Origin of the sequence: Streptomyces sp. NPDC007901 (assembly GCF_042959465.1) — a bacterium.
Classification (GTDB): domain Bacteria; phylum Actinomycetota; class Actinomycetes; order Streptomycetales; family Streptomycetaceae; genus Streptomyces.
This window is the reverse complement of sequence record NZ_JBIBKW010000043.1, coordinates 1-14,366: the sequence shown is the minus strand read 5'-3', so window position 1 is coordinate 14,366 and position 14,366 is coordinate 1. Positions and strand designations below refer to the sequence as shown.

The following is a 14,366-nucleotide window of genomic DNA, read 5'->3' as shown; positions in this document are numbered from 1 at the left end:
GCAGGCAAGATCGACTTTTCTCGTGACGGGCAGCGCTGTCTTCGGGCTCGTCGCATCCCTGATCGGTCTGGCGGTTGTCGGAGACGTGAGCCAGGCACAGGACGCCACACGCCCCGAGGGCTTCGTCACAACACTCGACACCCGGCACGTCCCAGCCGCCTTCGCGCCGTGGGTCGAGCGCGCTGGCCGGCTCTGTCCGGAGGTCAGCGCTCCACTGGTCGCGGCGCAGATCGAGGCGGAGTCGGGTTGGAACCCCACCGCGGTGAGTCCCGCCGGCGCACAGGGGTTGAGCCAGTTCGTCCCGGGCACCTGGGCCACCTGGGGCGTGGACGCGGCCGGCAAGGACGGCGGCGCGGAACCGGACGGCGTGGCCGACCCGTTCACGCCGGGGGACGCCGTCATGACCCAGGCCCGATACGACTGCTGGCTCGCAGGCAAGGTGAAAGGCCTGGCCGGCGGGGGCGACGTCACCCGGCTGATGCTCGCCGCCTACAACTCGGGTCCGGGCGCGGTCCAGACCTACCGGGGAATACCCCCTTATCCCGAGACCCAGGCCTACGTGGTGCGCATCATCTCGGCGATGGTCCGCTACACCGGGGCGGGCGCCGGCACCGGGACGCCGGACGGACAGCGTGGACAGGGTGACCAGGACGACAACGGCAGCGCGTTCGGCGATCGAGTGGTGGCCGCGGCCCGCAAGTGGCTCGGCACGCCGTACTCGTGGGGCGGCGGCGGCCCCGAGGGGCCCGGGCTCGGCTTCGCGCAGGGCGCGCACACGATCGGGTTCGACTGCTCCAGCCTGGTCCAGTACGCGGTCTACCAGGCCAGCGGCGGGCGGACCCTCATCCCCCGCGTCTCCCAGGTCCAGGTCACCGCGGGCACGGCAGTGGCCCGCGACGAGATCCGGCCCGGCGACCTGATCGGGTTCGCCCTGCACGGCAGCTACGACCACGTCGGCATCTACATCGGCCACGGGCAGTTCATCCACGCGCCGAAGACCGGGGACGTCGTCAAGATCAGCGAGCTCGGCGACCCCTACTACGCCGACAAGCCCCAGAGAATAAGGCGGTTCGGATGACTTCCCCCGGCACGCGGCGTACCACGGCGGCGGTAGTTCTCGCCCTCGCTGTCGCCCTCAACGGCTGTGGCAACGGCGCGGGCGGCGGCCGGACCGCGCCGGCCGAGCCGTCCAGGTCCGCGGCCACCGGCACCGGGCCCTACCCGACCCCCTCGGGGGCCGGCGAGGCCTCGGCCCTGCCCGCGCGCTCCACCGGCGCCCCCGAGCACGGTGCCTCCCGCGCCTCCGACGTCGACCGGAGCGACCCTGACGCGGTGAGCAAGGGTGCGCTCACCGCGTTGTGGACCTTCGACACCGTCACAGACGACGACCCCTTCGCCGCCGACGTCCGCGCCGCGGACGGGGGCTGGCTGACCGCGGCATACGCGGATGAGCTGCGGTCCCATCGAGCCGAGTCGGTCCGCGACGTCCAGTGGCGGCAGTGGACCACCCATCGTGCCCGCACCACCGTCGCACTGGCACCGGCCGACGACGCCGCCAAGCCCGCCGACACCAGGACCGAGGCCTGGCGGCAGTGGGCCGTCACGACCACCCCGCACGGCCGTGACCACTGGACGGGAAAGCCCACCACCGTTGCGGCCTACGTGCACCTCACCCGTACGGGCCCCGGCAAGCCGTGGCGGGTCGCCGGCGTCCTCTTGCAGTAGCCCGCACCCGCACGGACGCCCGCGCCCCTTCCCGCACCCGGAGGAAAAGTGACCCACAGGACGTACGAGTCCCCGGACGTACCCGCGTGGCCCGCCTACGCGCTGACCGTGTACGAGGACGGGCGGGTCGACGCCGAGGGACCATTGGTACCCGCCATGACGCATGCCCACCGGACCGCCGCCATCGGCACGGTGGCCGAAGCCGCCGCCAGGCTCGGCCGTCCGGTGCGCGCAGAGGCCACCGAAACGGACGGCACGGTGTGGCACCTGGTCGTCGCACCCGACGGCACGGTGGGCGAGCTCACCGGCGGGCCGCGTGCCCCGGCGCCGAAGAAGCGCGGTAGCAGGAATGCCGCCCCCACGGTGCGCCTCGCTGCCGGTGCGGAACCGGAGCCCGGAATGATCGCCGACTCCCTGGCCCTGGTCATGGAACAGCTGGAGGCGGGCCGTCTCGACACGGCGGGCGATCTCGCCGCACGGCTCGATGAACAGGCCGCGGACACCCTGGGCGTCTCCCATCCCGACGCGTTGCGCGCCCGCGAGGTCCGGGCCCGCGTCACCGCCCTGCGCGGCGACACCGCGGGAAGCGTGCGGTTGTTCCGGGACGTCGCCGAGCGCAGACACTACCGAGGGGAGAGCGAGCATGCAGAGACTGCAGCGGCCCACGCCGAGGCACTCTGGGTCCAGATCGCCGACCCGGAGACCGCGCTGTCCATCGGCATCGGCGTGATCCGCATGCGCAATCAGATCCCGGGCAAGGACGGTACCGCGCTCGCCGCCGTCCTCGAACACCAGGCATGGCTGAACTCGGCACGCACCACGACGGCTCCGGCCGGTCCGGCGCCGGGCGGTGGTTGGCCGAGTCCCGCATCCACGCCGAAAGCGGGGGCATCCCGCGCGGCCCGGGTGTGGGATCGGCCCGCACGAGATCCCCGGACGGCCGCCGGGTGAACCCGGCGGCCCGGCGTACTCACGCCGCGGGTCGGTCCCACAGGTCCGACCGCGTGCCGACCTGCGCATCGGCGGTCTCGACGATGCCCAGAGCATGGCGCAGTGAGCGCACCGCATGGTATAGACGCGACTTGACTGTGCCCGGTGGTATGCCGAGCACATGGGCTGCCTCGCGCGTCGACCGGCCCATGTAGAAGGTCTCGTACAGGACCTCGCGGTGCTTGACCGACAGCGACTTGAACGCCTCCTGGAAGATCACGGAGGAGAGAAGGTCGTCGACGTCGTCGGTCGTGGTGAGTAACTCGGCCAGCCAGATGGTCCCGTCGACCTCCTGGGGGCGGGCCATCCGCAGTCGGTAGTCGTCGATGACGAGATTGCGGGCCACTCGGAACAGCCACGGCCGCAGGATCTGGCCGTCATGCATCGACTGAGTGCGCCAGCAGCGCAGCAGCGACTCCTGCACCACGTCCTCGGCCCGGTGGTGGTCGCCCCCCAGCAGGCGCAAGACGTAGCTGTAGAGATCCCCAATGTGTTCGTCATACAGCGTGCGCATCGTGTGTTCCCGGGAGCCGTTCGGTCCCGCGGAACCCATTAGGGTCCAGCTCAACTTCGTTCCCCTCTTACGTGACCCCGTTTGGAATCAGGTCTCAGGACCGGGGACTGCGGTGGTCCTGATGTGCGGGGAGTGTTGCGAGGGGCGATCCATGTCGTATTGACAGACGATGCACGCGCCGGCTTGACAAGCCCGGAGAGCCAGGGGGTACGAGGGCGGCAAGGGGCATGGTGCGGCGCCTCGCCTCCACAAATACCGAGCTGGTGACCTGTGACTTTCTCTCAGGCAACTCCCGCCTCAGGGGTAACGGATGGCGCGGAGAGACGGTTTATACGTTGGTTGACGCGGCTCATCAACTCGGCGTCCTCCGCCGTCGGTTCGCCCTGTTGCCCTATCTCGGACCACACGTCGAGAATCGCCCTGCCATGCAGGAGGGCGAACGAGACGTCGTCGACGAGCCACCACGACGCGATCGCACGCATCAAGTCCTCGCGGGCCCGTGGTTCGGAGCGCAGACTGCGGAACCGGGCAAGTTCGAGGCACGTGGTCGTCGCCAGGCGATGGTTGCCGCCGCGGTGCGCGACGAACGCCTCCAGAGAGACAGCCTCCAAGGTGTACGGGTGGCCGGCACCGAAGCTGCGCGCGCTGTGCTCCCGCAGCCTGAACGCGATCGCCGACGCTCGTTCCAGGAATCCGGCGTCCACGGACTGCCGCACGAGCAGGACGAGTTGCGTCAGTTCGCTCGGCACCGGGGGCGGGGAGTGCCGAGACAGATCCGGGTTCTGGAAGCGTTCTTCGAGAACGGGCTCTGTGGCCGGGAGCGGCTCGGCTACCGGGGGCGGCGCGGACACGGGGGCGGCGCGGAGATCGGCCGGTGGCGGTGCGGGTGCCTGCTCGGCTTCTTCGGCATGCGACAGGATCCGGCTCGAACCGTCGGGGGTCACCTCCAGCCACGTTGTGCTGCCTTCCTGGCCTTCGCGGATCACCGCCTCGACGGGACCACCTCGAGTCCGCGCGTTGTCCTGCAGCACATCGAGTACCGCTATGTGGACCGGCCTGCCACCCGGAACACGTATGAGTTCGCCGTCGACGAGTGCAGTGCCGTCCTCACGGATCGTCACTTCGAAGGGCACTGACGAACGCTGTGTGCCAAGGTCGGGCAAGTTCTTGGCCCGACGGGAGGGTTTGCTGAACACGGGGGTGTCTCCTTGTTCCGCCGGTCACTGCCCGGTCGTGAGGGTGGGATACGCGGACATCGTCGGGTAGGGAGACCCGTCGGGCGGCTTGATGGCACCGGAGTACAGGGCGAACTGGCTCCTGATGCCGGCGATGTAGCTCTGCACCTGAGCGGTGTCCGGAACTCCCCTCGCCTGTTTGATCGCTTCCTCACCCACGTCGTAGGCCGCCAAGGTCAGGTCCAGCGCGTTCCCCGTGACGGTGTTGTCATTGACGAGCTGCTTTACGTCCCCGGCGAGCGAGCACAGGTACTTGCCCTGCGCCATGATCGAGTCCTCGGCGTCCAGCGCCGAGGTCTTGCCGTTGTCGTCGTGGTCCTCGCCGAACTTCGTGAACTTGTCGGGTGGCATCTGGGAGATGCCCTCGCGGCCGTCGGGGCCGACCAGACTTCTGTTCCAGCCGGACACCTGCTGGATCTGCGCGGCGATCACGATCGGGCCGATCTGCGTGCACTGATTGCCGGCGTCTCTGATGACCTGGAGCAGATCCGCCGGGACGCTGTCCGCTTCCAGCGGTCCGGTGCCGTCGCTCTTGTACGCCCTCACGACCGCGTCCTGGTCCACCTGCGCGCCGCCACCGCCGCCACAGCCGAAGATGTGGCAGATCAGCACCAGGGGCCACAGCAGGACGCCTATAGCGCATTCGACGATCACTCCGATGATGATGATCACCGCGAGCACCATGCCCATACACCCCAGGAGGCCGGTGCCGCCCAGGCCGATGGCCAGAGTGGTGCTGTCCATTTTCCCGCCGCCGGAAGGCTGGCTCTCCTGCTGCTCCACGTCCTGTCCTCTCCCTGGGCCGTCCGTTTCCCACGCCTGCGCGATACCGGCCACGGGTCTTGAACCGGTCCTGCCGGATTCCCGTTGTGGCTGCCTGACAGATCACCGCGGAATTCGATGCCCGCAACGAACATGAGGGCTGATCAGTTCAATTCGCTGCATTCCGGGATCTGTCGTCTGCGAACGAGAGAAGAGGTGAACACACATGGACGTCCTGTCAGTGGCGTCCGGTGACCGCCAGATGTGGGTCCGCGGGCCGACCGCCCAACAGGCCCCCGCGGCGTCGGCCGTACCGGACACGTCGACCCTCTGGTCGGGATCCGCCGCGTCATCAGGACAGGCGGGGCGCCAGATCCACCAGGTTGCCTGGGTCAACGCGCACGGTGGCGCCGGCGCGAGCACGCTGGCGCGGGAGCTGGGTGGAGCGGACATGGGGCGCCGGTGGCCCGACCCGGCACGCGAAGAGCCCGGCCGGATGCTGCTGGTGGCCCGCACCCACGCCGCAGGTATGCAGGCGGCGTCGCAGGCACTGGACACGCTGCGCATGGAGGACCATCCCGCGGGGGTGCGTCTGGTGGCGCTCGTGTTGGTCGCCGACGCGCCCGGCCGACTGCCGATCGCGCTCGGTCGGCGTGTGCGGGTTCTGCGTTCGGTGGTTCAGGTGCACCGCCTGCCGTGGATCCCGGCCTGGCGTCTCGGCAAGCCGACGGTCAATCCGCCCCGGGAGCTACGACGCCTCATGGAGCTGGTCGCGGAGGGAACTCGATGAAGGTACTGGCTGACGAGACGCCCTCACCCGACCTGCCGGGCTCTTTCGACCCGAACGCCGACATCGGCCACTCGGGCTCCTATCTGCTCAACCTGCTCGCCTGGTGTGTGTCGGCCGCTGCCGTGGCAGGTGTGCTCGTCGTGGGCACCCAGATGGCCCTGCAGCTTCGCCGCGGCGAGATGGGCGAGGGGGCCACGTATTTCCGGGGGTTGGTCATCATCCTGGGCGCCTGCGTACTCGCGATTTCGTCCTGGTCGATCGTCGGGTTCGTTCTGCCCTGACCCCCGCCGCCGCACTCCGTCGCCTCGCGTGGGAGCCCGTCCCCGCGCGTGCATGTCACCTCTTCGAACCGAGCGGCGCACCGCGCCGACAGCCGGACTTCGTCCGCAACAACAGGAGCATCGCAATGAAGGACTTCCTGCTCTCCCACTCCGTGATTCTGGCCGATGGCCCCGCCGCCTCCAGTTCCGTTCCGCAGCCGGGCCGCGCCGCGCCGGGAGCCCTCGCGGACGCGGTCAACCTGGTGCTGGGGATCGCCGGTTGGGCCGGCACGGCGGCCGGTGTCGCCGGCATCATCATCACCGGGGCCATGATGGCCGTCTCCATGAAGCGCGGCGAGGGCTCCGAGCACCTCAGCCGTCTCGGTATGGTGCTGGGTGGTTGCGTGCTTGTCTCCACCGCTGGCCCGACCATCGCTTTCGTCTTCAACTAGGTCACGGCGAATCAACCGACATGTTCGGTATGCGACTAAGGCGCGAGCGGGATGCCGGCCCCTTCTACAAGCAGCGGGCCTGGGTGAGTTCGGCCCTGTTCATGGCCTTCCTCCTGGTCACGGCACTGACGGCCCGCCTGTCGGACGACGGCGGGCGGACCGAGGCAGCCGACAGCCGGAAGGCCCTCGCCGGATTGAGTGGCCCCCTCTCCCCGGGAGATCCGCAACAGGTCCGGCAGGGGCCGGGCGGCCGGCCGGACAACTGCCGGACCCATGACCAGGACACCGCGGCGCCGAGCGTGGCGCCGCGGGACGTCCGGTGGAAACAGCTCGTGGCCATCATGGTGCCGACCACGCCGTCCGCGGGCCCCCTCATCACGGGCCCGGCCTTGTGGTGGTGCTTCGCACACACCGCCATGGGAGCGGTGCTGGCGGCGCACGTCATTCCCGTCGAACTGAGCGGCCCCCATTGGCGCGCCGCCGCTGAGCAGCAGGTCGTGCCCGGCGCCGCGCGCGACAGGTTCGTGGTGCGCAAGATCGCCGCACGGACGACGGACCCGTCGAAGAGTGCCGCGGGGAGGTTCGCCGGCTTCTCCGTGTCCGCGTACGCGAGCACGTCCGCGACCGTGAACCTGCTCGTGACCAATCCGCTCGGCGGCTACCTGTCGACGCCGATGTCCCTTCGCTGGCGGGACGGTGACTGGAAGTTGGCACTCCGCGACGACGGATACCTCTATTCGGCCACCCCTGAGTCGACGCCCGTCGGCTTCGTCATGTGGGGAGCGTGACAACGTGTATCTGGCGTACGACACGAATGGCTGCGACGGCGGCCTGGACTTCTGGGGAATGTTCTCCGACCCTGTCGGCTCCATGATCGGCATGGTTGGCAAGATCGTCATGGCTGGCGCCCTCGCGATGTTCGACTCGATCTCCACCAGCATCGGGACCGACAATGTGGCCGCGTCGGACAAGATCAGCGGCTCCTCACAATGGGTCGTCATCTATCTGTCGATAGGCTCCCTGCTCTTCGCCGCCGCGAAGATGGCCCTCGACCGGCGCGGCGAGGCAGGCACGAAGGCGCTGAAGGGCCTGCTCAGGGTCGTCGTGGTCTCTGCAGCCGCGACCACCGTGATCGACGTCTTCGCCGTACTGATGGACCGCTACGGCAACTACCTGCTGACGGAAAGCATGAACGAGATTCTGGGCGGCATCGGCTGCACTGACGCGGTCCCTGGCATCGTGCTGCTGATCGTGGGTTGCCTCCTCACCATCGCAGCCGTCATCCAGATGGTCCTGCTCTGGATCCGGCTCGGCGTGATGGTGATGCTGATGGGCACGCTGCCCATGGCGGCCGCCGCGTCCATGACGGACTGGGGCACCCAATGGTGGCGCAAGCACATCGGCTGGATGGTCGCCTGGCTGCTGTACAAGCCGGCGGTCGGGATGGTGATGTACACGGGCGCCGTGCTGATGAACGACCGTTCCGGCGACCAGATCAACACGCAGATGGCTGGCATGGCCATCCTGTTGCTGTCGGCCATCGCCCTGCCGGCGCTGCTACGGCTGGTCGTCCCCGCGACGGCCGCCCTGGGCGGTGACGCGGTCGGATCCACCACCATGAACGTCGCGGGCGGTATCGCCTCCGGAGCGAAGTCGCTCGCCCAGGGTGCCACGGAGATGGGCGGACCTCGCGGGTCTCAGGGCCCCTCGGGCTCGGACGGCGATGGCGGTCCCTCCGGCAGCAGCGGCAGCGATGGCGGCGGCCGCAGGGGTCCGCAGGACCATACCGCAGGGAAGGCGGCCGCAAGTGGCGCAGGGAAGGCGGCCGCAGGTGGCGCAGGGAGCGCCGTCGGTGGTGCCGCACTCGGCGGCGCCGTAGCCGGTGCACTTGGGGCAGCCACGATCGTCGCGGGCATCGCCAAGGGCGCCGCCAACATCGCCAAGAGCGGAGTGGAGGGTGCCAACCAGGACAACAACCACTCACACGGGGACCACTAGAGCGTGTGCCGGATGCGCTGCTCGCAACTGCTCGCCGAAGACCGTGACGACGATCGCCTCGCATCGGCCCGTCGGTCCGCCGTCCTGACGGCTGCGTACCGGGGAAGTGCGCTGGACGCCGCGCCGGCAGCGGCGGGGCGCGGCTCTCGCGGGAGACGGCCTCGTCGGGTGCCTTGTCCGCGCGAGCTCATCGCAACCGGTCTCGGGACCTGCTGGACCCGGGCATGCCCCTGGACGCGGACGCCGGACCCCATGTCCTTCGGTAACAGCGGCTCCGGCACCGTCCGCTGCTCGCCCGTCGGATCTCAACGCCACGAACGGCGCCGCCCGGCCCGAAGAGGCCGGGCGGCGCCCCCCAAGGAAAAAGGGCACAGGTAATCCCCCATGTCTACCGACACCGTCGCCGAACCCACCTACGGGAACTGGCGCAGGCCGACGCGACCGGGCCTGGGATCACTCGGGCTCATCGGCACCGTCGCGGTGTTCGGCGGGCTCGTCATCACCCTGCTGATCTCGCTGATCTCGCTGACGGCCGCGCTCACCGTGCTCGTCCCGCTGGCTCTGGCGCTGCTGCCACTGGCCGTGCGCACCCAGGACGGACGCAACGTCTACCAACTCGTAGCCCTGCGCGTCGGCTGGTTCCAGCGCAAGTCCAAGGGCTCGACCACCTATGTCTCCGGCCCGTTGTCACAGCGGCCGGGCGGCAGGTTCCGTCCGCCGGGCCTCCTCAGCCGGGTCGTCGTCAAGGAGGGCAGGGACGCCTACGACCGGCCGTTCGGCGTAGTGCACCACCGCAGCCGCAACCTGTACACCGTCGTCCTGGGCTGTGAGCCCGACGGAGGCTCCCTGGTCGACCCCGACCAGGTGGACACCTGGGTCGCGTCCTGGGGCCACTGGCTCTCCCGGCTCTCCCACGAACCCGGGCTGCGCGGGGCCAGTGTCATCGTCGAAACCGCCCCGGACACCGGTACCAGGCTGGCCACCGAGGTGCTGCCGCGCATCCGCGACGATGCCCCGGAGGCGGCCAAGGCGGTGATGCGCGAGGTGGTCGAGCGGTATCCGACCGCGTCCTCGGAGATGCACACCTACATCTCTCTGACGTACGGCGTCCCTCAGGGCCAGAAGCGCGAGATCGAGGACGTCATCACCGACCTGGCCATCCGCCTGCCCGGCCTGCTGTCGGGTCTGGTGAGCGCGGGTGGCGGACCCGCCGTTGCCCTGTCGGCCGAGCGCATCGCCGAAGTCGTCCGGGTGGCCTATGACCCCGCCGTGGCCGGCGACGTCCTCGAGGCCCGTGCGAGCTACGGCAGTACAGGCCTGGAGTGGGACGACGCCGGGCCTACGGCGACCGTCGAGAAGGTCAACGCCTACGAGCACGACTCCGGGGTGTCACGGACCTGGATGCTCACCCTCGCGCCCCGCGGCACGGTCCGGTCCAGTGTGCTGCGCGGCCTGCTGGAGGCCTCGCCCGGCACGCGCCGCAAGCGGGTGGCGCTGCTGTACCGCCCCATCGACCCGGCGACGTCGGCGCGCATCGTCGAAGCCGACAGAAGGGCCGCGCAGTTCATGGCCACCTCCCGGCGTGGCATGGTTCAGGCGCGAGCGGCCACCGAGGTGCGCGCGGCCGAGCAGACCGCCGTGGAGGAGGCGACAGGCGCCGGCCTGGTGGAGTTCTCGCTGATGGTCACGGTGACCGTGGACGCCGGCAGCGAACTGGCCGACGCGAGCGTGGCGGTGCGCAACCTGCTGGCATCGGCGCGGCTGCTGATGCGCCCGGCCGACCGCATGCAGGCGGCGGCCTTCAGCTGCACGCTGCCGGTCGGGATTCTGCCCTGGGAACACACGTTGGTGCCGCGCGAGCTGAAGGAGGCACTGTGATGGCCAAAACCAAGTCCAAGTCCAGCGTGATTCCGGGCGGTCCCCTGAAGGATGAGGGGACCGTTCCGGAGCCGGTCGGCACATCCACCAAGAATGCGAAGAAGCCCGTCCGGGAACCGCTGCCTCCCCCGCGCGGCTGGAACGGACCCGGCGGTGGCCAGATCGGCAACCTCGATCCGCCGACGATGTGGCGGGCCACCACGGTGCAGGCGTGCGGTCTGTGGCCGTTCGCGGCGGGTTCCGGCGCTCCGATGACCGGCGTGCCGCTGGGCCAGCACCTGTTCACCGGGGCCACCGTGTGCGGGGATCCGCTGTCGTGGTTCACCCGCGCGCACTACATCTCCAACCCGTCGCTGTTCATGCTCGGCATGCCGGGTCTCGGCAAGTCCACCTTGATCAACCGCATGCTCATCGGCCTGGCCGCCACCGGCGTCGTACCCCTGGTGCTGGGCGACCTCAAGCCCGACTACGCGGACACTGTGCGCGCTCTGAACGGCCAGATCATCTCCATCGGGCGCGGGGCGGGCGGCATCAACGTCCTCGACCCTGGCTCCATGGGCGCCGCCGCCGCCCGGATCGGCGGTGAAGCCGGGCGGATGCTGGCCGCCGAGGCACACGGCCGGGTCCTCAACGTGGTGGCCGCGCTCGTCACCATCGTGCGCAACCGTCCCATGGACGACCACGAGCAGTCCGTCCTGTCCGCGGCCCTGCACCATCTGCGCGAGCGCACCCCGGACGGCCGCGCCCCGCTCCTGCCCGATCTGTTGCGGGTCCTCACCGAAGGCCCCGACCGGGTGCGGGCCGTAACCCTGGACCGCGGCGACGACACCCGCTACCGGGACGCCGTCGACCCACTGCACCGATCCCTGCTGGGCATCCTGGACGGACCCCTCGGCGACACCTTCGCCTCCGAGACCTCCACCCGCATCGACCTGAACGCGACCGCCGTGTGCGTGGACATCTCACGGATCGGCGAGGCGGACACCCAGCTCACCGCGGCGGCCATGCTCGCGGCCTGGTCGGACGGTCTGGGCACCGTGGCGGCCTCCCACGCCCTGGCGGACGCCGGACTGGCGCCGCGACGCTGGTTCTTCACCGTGCTCGACGAGCTGTGGCGCCCGCTGCGCGCGGCGAGCGGCATCGTGGACCGCATCGACGCCCTGACCCGCCTCAACCGCACACTGGGCCTCGGCGACGCCAAGATCACACACACCATCAAGGATGCCGAGGCACTGGGAACCGACGCCGACCGGGCCAAGGCACGCGGCTTCGTCGAACGGGCCGGAATGGTGGTGTGCGCGGGGCTGCCACGCCAGGAGATGGAAGAGCTCGGCCGGATCGTGGGCATGTCCCAACGGGAGATCGCACTGGTCTCGTCCTGGTCCTCGCCACCAGGCTGGGCAGCGCACGGAGACCGGGAGGAGCCACCCGGCCGGGGCCGCTTCCTGATCAAGGTCGGCGGTCGGCCCGGCATCCCGATCCAAGTCGCCATCACCGACACCGAACGGCTCCTGCACGACACCAACAAGCGCTGGGCGCCCAACGAATACCAGACAGCGCAGGCGGTCGATCACGCGCGCGGGGCTTCCGGCCCGGGCCCGGACCGAGGATGGATCGCGTGAACGCGGCGTCGGCCAAAGCCCGCGCGCACGGCGGCGATCTGGCACCGTGGTCCATCGTGGCGATCGCCGCCGTGGCCTTCCTGGTGTTCGGAGGCGTATGGCTCGGCGGCACCCTGGGCGCGGTGCTCACCGGCGGGGGCTGGCAACCCCCACCGTTCGCACTCGGCACCTTCGCCTCCCTCCTGACCGACGGGCCCGGGAAGCTGTGGCCGACCGCGTCACCGGTCGGCGTGGTCCTCGGGATCATCGTGTTCTTCGCGGTGATCGTCGCGCTCGCCGTGTTCGCGGGACGGCGCCTGATGGGATACGTCTCCCGACCCAAGGGCCTGGCCGGGCGGCGCGAGCTGGCGTCCATGTGCCCCGACGGCATCGCCGCCCGCGCCCGCGAGCTGCGCCCTTCGCTGAAGGGGAGAGAACACCTGCACGCGGACGAGACAGGCAACCTCCTCGGCGACCTCGACCCGAGCGGACCCGAACTGCGCTCCTCCTATGAGGACGTGGAACTCGACCTGATGGCCCCACGAGCCGGCAAGTCCACCGGCATCGCCGTCCCGCGGGTCCTGCGCGCCCAGGGCGCTGTGCTGCTGACCTCGAACAAGTCGGACGTGTACGCCGTGACTCGCGCCGAGCGGGCGAAGACCGGCCGGGTGTGGACGTTCGACCCGCAGGGCATCGCCCACGCCCCGCGGGAGATGTGGTGGAACATCCTCGCCGACTGCCACACGATCGAAGGTGCCCGCCGGTTGGCCGGCCACTTCGTGGCGTCCGTCAACGACGACCAGTCCAAGAAGGACTTCTGGATCTCCGCAGCCCAGAACACCCTCACCGCCCTGTTCCTGGCCGCCGCCCGCGGCAAGGCCTCCGTACTCGACCTGCTCGCCTGGCTGGCCGACCCCGCCGACCGCGCGCCGATCGACCTGCTGCGGGATGTCAACATGGTCGCCATGGCCGAACAGCTGCAAGGCACGGTGCGTGGCGCGGTGGAGACCCGGGACGGCATCTACGAAACCGCCCGGCAGTGTGTGGCCTGTCTGCTGGACCCGGAGATCGTGGCCTGGGTGACGCCCGATCCGAACCTGCCGGAGTTCCGGCCGCACGAGCACGTACTCGGCCAGGACACCCTCTACCTGCTTTCCAAGGACGGCGGTGGCTCGGCAGCAGGCGTGATCGCCGGCCTCGCCGACGCCACGATGCGCGCGGGCGTGGTCGCCGCCGAGCGCATGGGCGGCCGGCTGGATCCACCGATGACGGCCGTCCTCGACGAGGCTGCCAACGTGTGCCGGATCTCCGACCTGCCCGACCTGTATAGCCACTTCGGATCGCGCGGCATCAACGTCGTCACCCTGTTGCAGAGTTACCGGCAGGGCAGTCGGGTGTGGGGCGAGGCCGGCATGGACGCTCTGTGGAGCGCCGCCACGATCAAGCTGCTCGGCGCGGGCCTGGACGACGCCGACTTCGTGGAGAAGATCTCCAAACTCGTGGGTCAGCACGACGTACGCACCCCGTCGTACTCAAAGAGCAAGGACGGCACCTCACGCTCCTACTCCTACCGCCAGGACCAGGTCCTCCCCCCCGACCGGATCCGTGCCCTCCCCAAGGGCACCGCCCTGCTTCTGGCCACCGGTGTCCGACCCGCTCTGATCCGGCTGCGTCCCTGGTACAAGGAGCCGGGCGCGGACCTGATCTCGGCGGCGGCCAAGGCCGAGACAGCGGCCATCACCGAACGCGCCACCCGCGCCTGGTACGGCTCGTCCCACTCCGGAGTGGCGGTGGGGGTCAGCAAGTGGCAGCGCGAAGCGGTGACCCTGGACAAGGATCCGACTGGGTAGCACAGCCCGGCCCGACGGGTGTCCGAGATCGGCGACATCTCGGACACTCGGGCGCTTGACACGACCTTGACCAACGTGCACAGCACGCACGGTCGAACAGCCCACGCCCCCGACCAAGCTCTCAGCAGCATGTCACGCGCCGTCAGATCGTCCGGTCCCCGAACTCAGAACACGTCGCTCTCGCTGCCCGGGGAGTGTAAATCTAACGGCCCTGTCTCAGTGCGTTGTGGCAAAGGGAGTCCCTGTTCGATGAACAGGGACTTCTTCGTGTGCGGGGCGTGATCGCGGAGGTGTAGGGGCAGGCAGCGGAC

At 69.9% G+C, this 14,366-nt stretch carries 14 protein-coding genes; 11 read left to right on the top strand and 3 right to left on the bottom strand.

Annotated elements, in window-relative coordinates; all coding sequences use genetic code 11:
- Nucleotides 1-22: 22 nt before the first annotated feature.
- Genes ACFZDK_RS53385 through ACFZDK_RS53375 form a run of 3 tightly spaced genes read left to right on the top strand, consistent with a single transcriptional unit; the run spans nt 23 to nt 2,676 of the window.
- The gene (locus ACFZDK_RS53385) at nt 23-1,078 is read left to right on the top strand and encodes an NlpC/P60 family protein (protein WP_390986047.1); all 1,056 of its coding nucleotides are present in this window, start codon (nt 23-25) and stop codon (nt 1,076-1,078) included.
- The gene (locus ACFZDK_RS53380) at nt 1,075-1,725 is read left to right on the top strand and encodes a hypothetical protein (protein WP_390986044.1); all 651 of its coding nucleotides are present in this window, start codon (nt 1,075-1,077) and stop codon (nt 1,723-1,725) included. Before ACFZDK_RS53385 ends, ACFZDK_RS53380 begins: the two co-directional genes overlap by 4 nt.
- A gap of 48 nt (nt 1,726-1,773) precedes the next feature.
- Nucleotides 1,774-2,676 (top strand): hypothetical protein, encoded by a 903-nt coding sequence (locus ACFZDK_RS53375; protein ID WP_390986042.1) that lies wholly within the window; start codon nt 1,774-1,776, stop codon nt 2,674-2,676.
- Nucleotides 2,677-2,695: 19 nt separating this feature from the next.
- On the opposite strand, the gene ACFZDK_RS53370 is transcribed toward ACFZDK_RS53375, so the two are convergent.
- The 3 genes from ACFZDK_RS53370 to ACFZDK_RS53360 form a co-directional block, all read right to left on the bottom strand.
- The gene (locus ACFZDK_RS53370) at nt 2,696-3,229 is read right to left on the bottom strand and encodes a sigma-70 family RNA polymerase sigma factor (RefSeq protein WP_390986039.1); all 534 of its coding nucleotides are present in this window, start codon (nt 3,227-3,229) and stop codon (nt 2,696-2,698) included.
- A gap of 281 nt (nt 3,230-3,510) precedes the next feature.
- On the bottom strand, nt 3,511-4,425 hold the full coding sequence (locus ACFZDK_RS53365) for a hypothetical protein (RefSeq protein WP_390986036.1): 915 nt from the start codon (nt 4,423-4,425) through the stop codon (nt 3,511-3,513).
- 24 nt (nt 4,426-4,449) lie between these two features.
- Complete coding sequence (locus ACFZDK_RS53360; RefSeq protein ID WP_390986034.1) at nt 4,450-5,247, bottom strand: transglycosylase SLT domain-containing protein; 798 nt, start codon at nt 5,245-5,247, stop codon at nt 4,450-4,452.
- A 205-nt stretch (nt 5,248-5,452) separates the two neighbouring features.
- Between ACFZDK_RS53360 and ACFZDK_RS53355 the strand changes: the two genes are divergently transcribed.
- The 8 genes from ACFZDK_RS53355 to ACFZDK_RS53320 all read left to right on the top strand — a co-directional run bounded on the left by ACFZDK_RS53355 (nt 5,453) and on the right by ACFZDK_RS53320 (nt 14,055).
- A complete protein-coding gene (locus ACFZDK_RS53355; protein WP_390986031.1) occupies nt 5,453-6,016 on the top strand; it encodes a DUF6668 family protein in 564 nt (187 codons plus the stop codon).
- On the top strand, nt 6,013-6,297 hold the full coding sequence (locus ACFZDK_RS53350) for a hypothetical protein (protein ID WP_390986028.1): 285 nt from the start codon (nt 6,013-6,015) through the stop codon (nt 6,295-6,297). The genes ACFZDK_RS53355 and ACFZDK_RS53350 overlap by 4 nt, the downstream gene beginning before the upstream one ends.
- 125 nt (nt 6,298-6,422) lie before the next feature.
- Nucleotides 6,423-6,728, top strand: a complete 306-nt coding sequence (locus ACFZDK_RS53345) for a hypothetical protein (RefSeq protein ID WP_390986025.1) — start codon at nt 6,423-6,425, stop codon at nt 6,726-6,728.
- A gap of 29 nt (nt 6,729-6,757) precedes the next feature.
- Nucleotides 6,758-7,516: a hypothetical protein gene (locus tag ACFZDK_RS53340; protein ID WP_390986022.1), complete on the top strand. Its 759-nt coding sequence runs from the start codon at nt 6,758-6,760 to the stop codon at nt 7,514-7,516.
- Between the two features lie 4 nt (nt 7,517-7,520).
- Nucleotides 7,521-8,726 (top strand): hypothetical protein, encoded by a 1,206-nt coding sequence (locus ACFZDK_RS53335; protein ID WP_390986020.1) that lies wholly within the window; start codon nt 7,521-7,523, stop codon nt 8,724-8,726.
- Nucleotides 8,727-9,110: 384 nt separating this feature from the next.
- The gene (locus ACFZDK_RS53330; RefSeq protein ID WP_390986017.1) at nt 9,111-10,604 is read left to right on the top strand and encodes an SCO6880 family protein; all 1,494 of its coding nucleotides are present in this window, start codon (nt 9,111-9,113) and stop codon (nt 10,602-10,604) included.
- Nucleotides 10,604-12,226 carry an ATP/GTP-binding protein gene (locus tag ACFZDK_RS53325; RefSeq protein WP_390986015.1) on the top strand — a complete coding sequence of 541 codons (1,623 nt, stop codon included), beginning with the start codon at nt 10,604-10,606 and terminating at the stop codon, nt 12,224-12,226. Before ACFZDK_RS53330 ends, ACFZDK_RS53325 begins: the two co-directional genes overlap by 1 nt.
- Complete coding sequence (locus ACFZDK_RS53320) at nt 12,223-14,055, top strand: TraM recognition domain-containing protein (protein ID WP_390986013.1); 1,833 nt, start codon at nt 12,223-12,225, stop codon at nt 14,053-14,055. The genes ACFZDK_RS53325 and ACFZDK_RS53320 overlap by 4 nt, the downstream gene beginning before the upstream one ends.
- The last annotated feature ends 311 nt before the right edge of the window (nt 14,056-14,366 follow it).

Excerpts from the sequence above, each read along its gene's own strand:
- ACFZDK_RS53380 (WP_390986044.1), top strand. The coding sequence starts at position 1,075 with ATGACTTCCCCCGGCACGCGGCGTACCACGGCGGCGGTAGTTCTCGCC.
- ACFZDK_RS53370 (WP_390986039.1), bottom strand. The coding sequence starts at position 3,229 with ATGCGCACGCTGTATGACGAACACATTGGGGATCTCTACAGCTACGTC.
- ACFZDK_RS53355 (WP_390986031.1), top strand. The coding sequence starts at position 5,453 with ATGGACGTCCTGTCAGTGGCGTCCGGTGACCGCCAGATGTGGGTCCGC.
- ACFZDK_RS53350 (WP_390986028.1), top strand. The coding sequence starts at position 6,013 with ATGAAGGTACTGGCTGACGAGACGCCCTCACCCGACCTGCCGGGCTCT.
- ACFZDK_RS53345 (WP_390986025.1), top strand. The coding sequence starts at position 6,423 with ATGAAGGACTTCCTGCTCTCCCACTCCGTGATTCTGGCCGATGGCCCC.
- ACFZDK_RS53340 (WP_390986022.1), top strand. The coding sequence starts at position 6,758 with ATGCGACTAAGGCGCGAGCGGGATGCCGGCCCCTTCTACAAGCAGCGG.
- ACFZDK_RS53330 (WP_390986017.1), top strand. The coding sequence starts at position 9,111 with ATGTCTACCGACACCGTCGCCGAACCCACCTACGGGAACTGGCGCAGG.
- ACFZDK_RS53325 (WP_390986015.1), top strand. The coding sequence starts at position 10,604 with ATGGCCAAAACCAAGTCCAAGTCCAGCGTGATTCCGGGCGGTCCCCTG.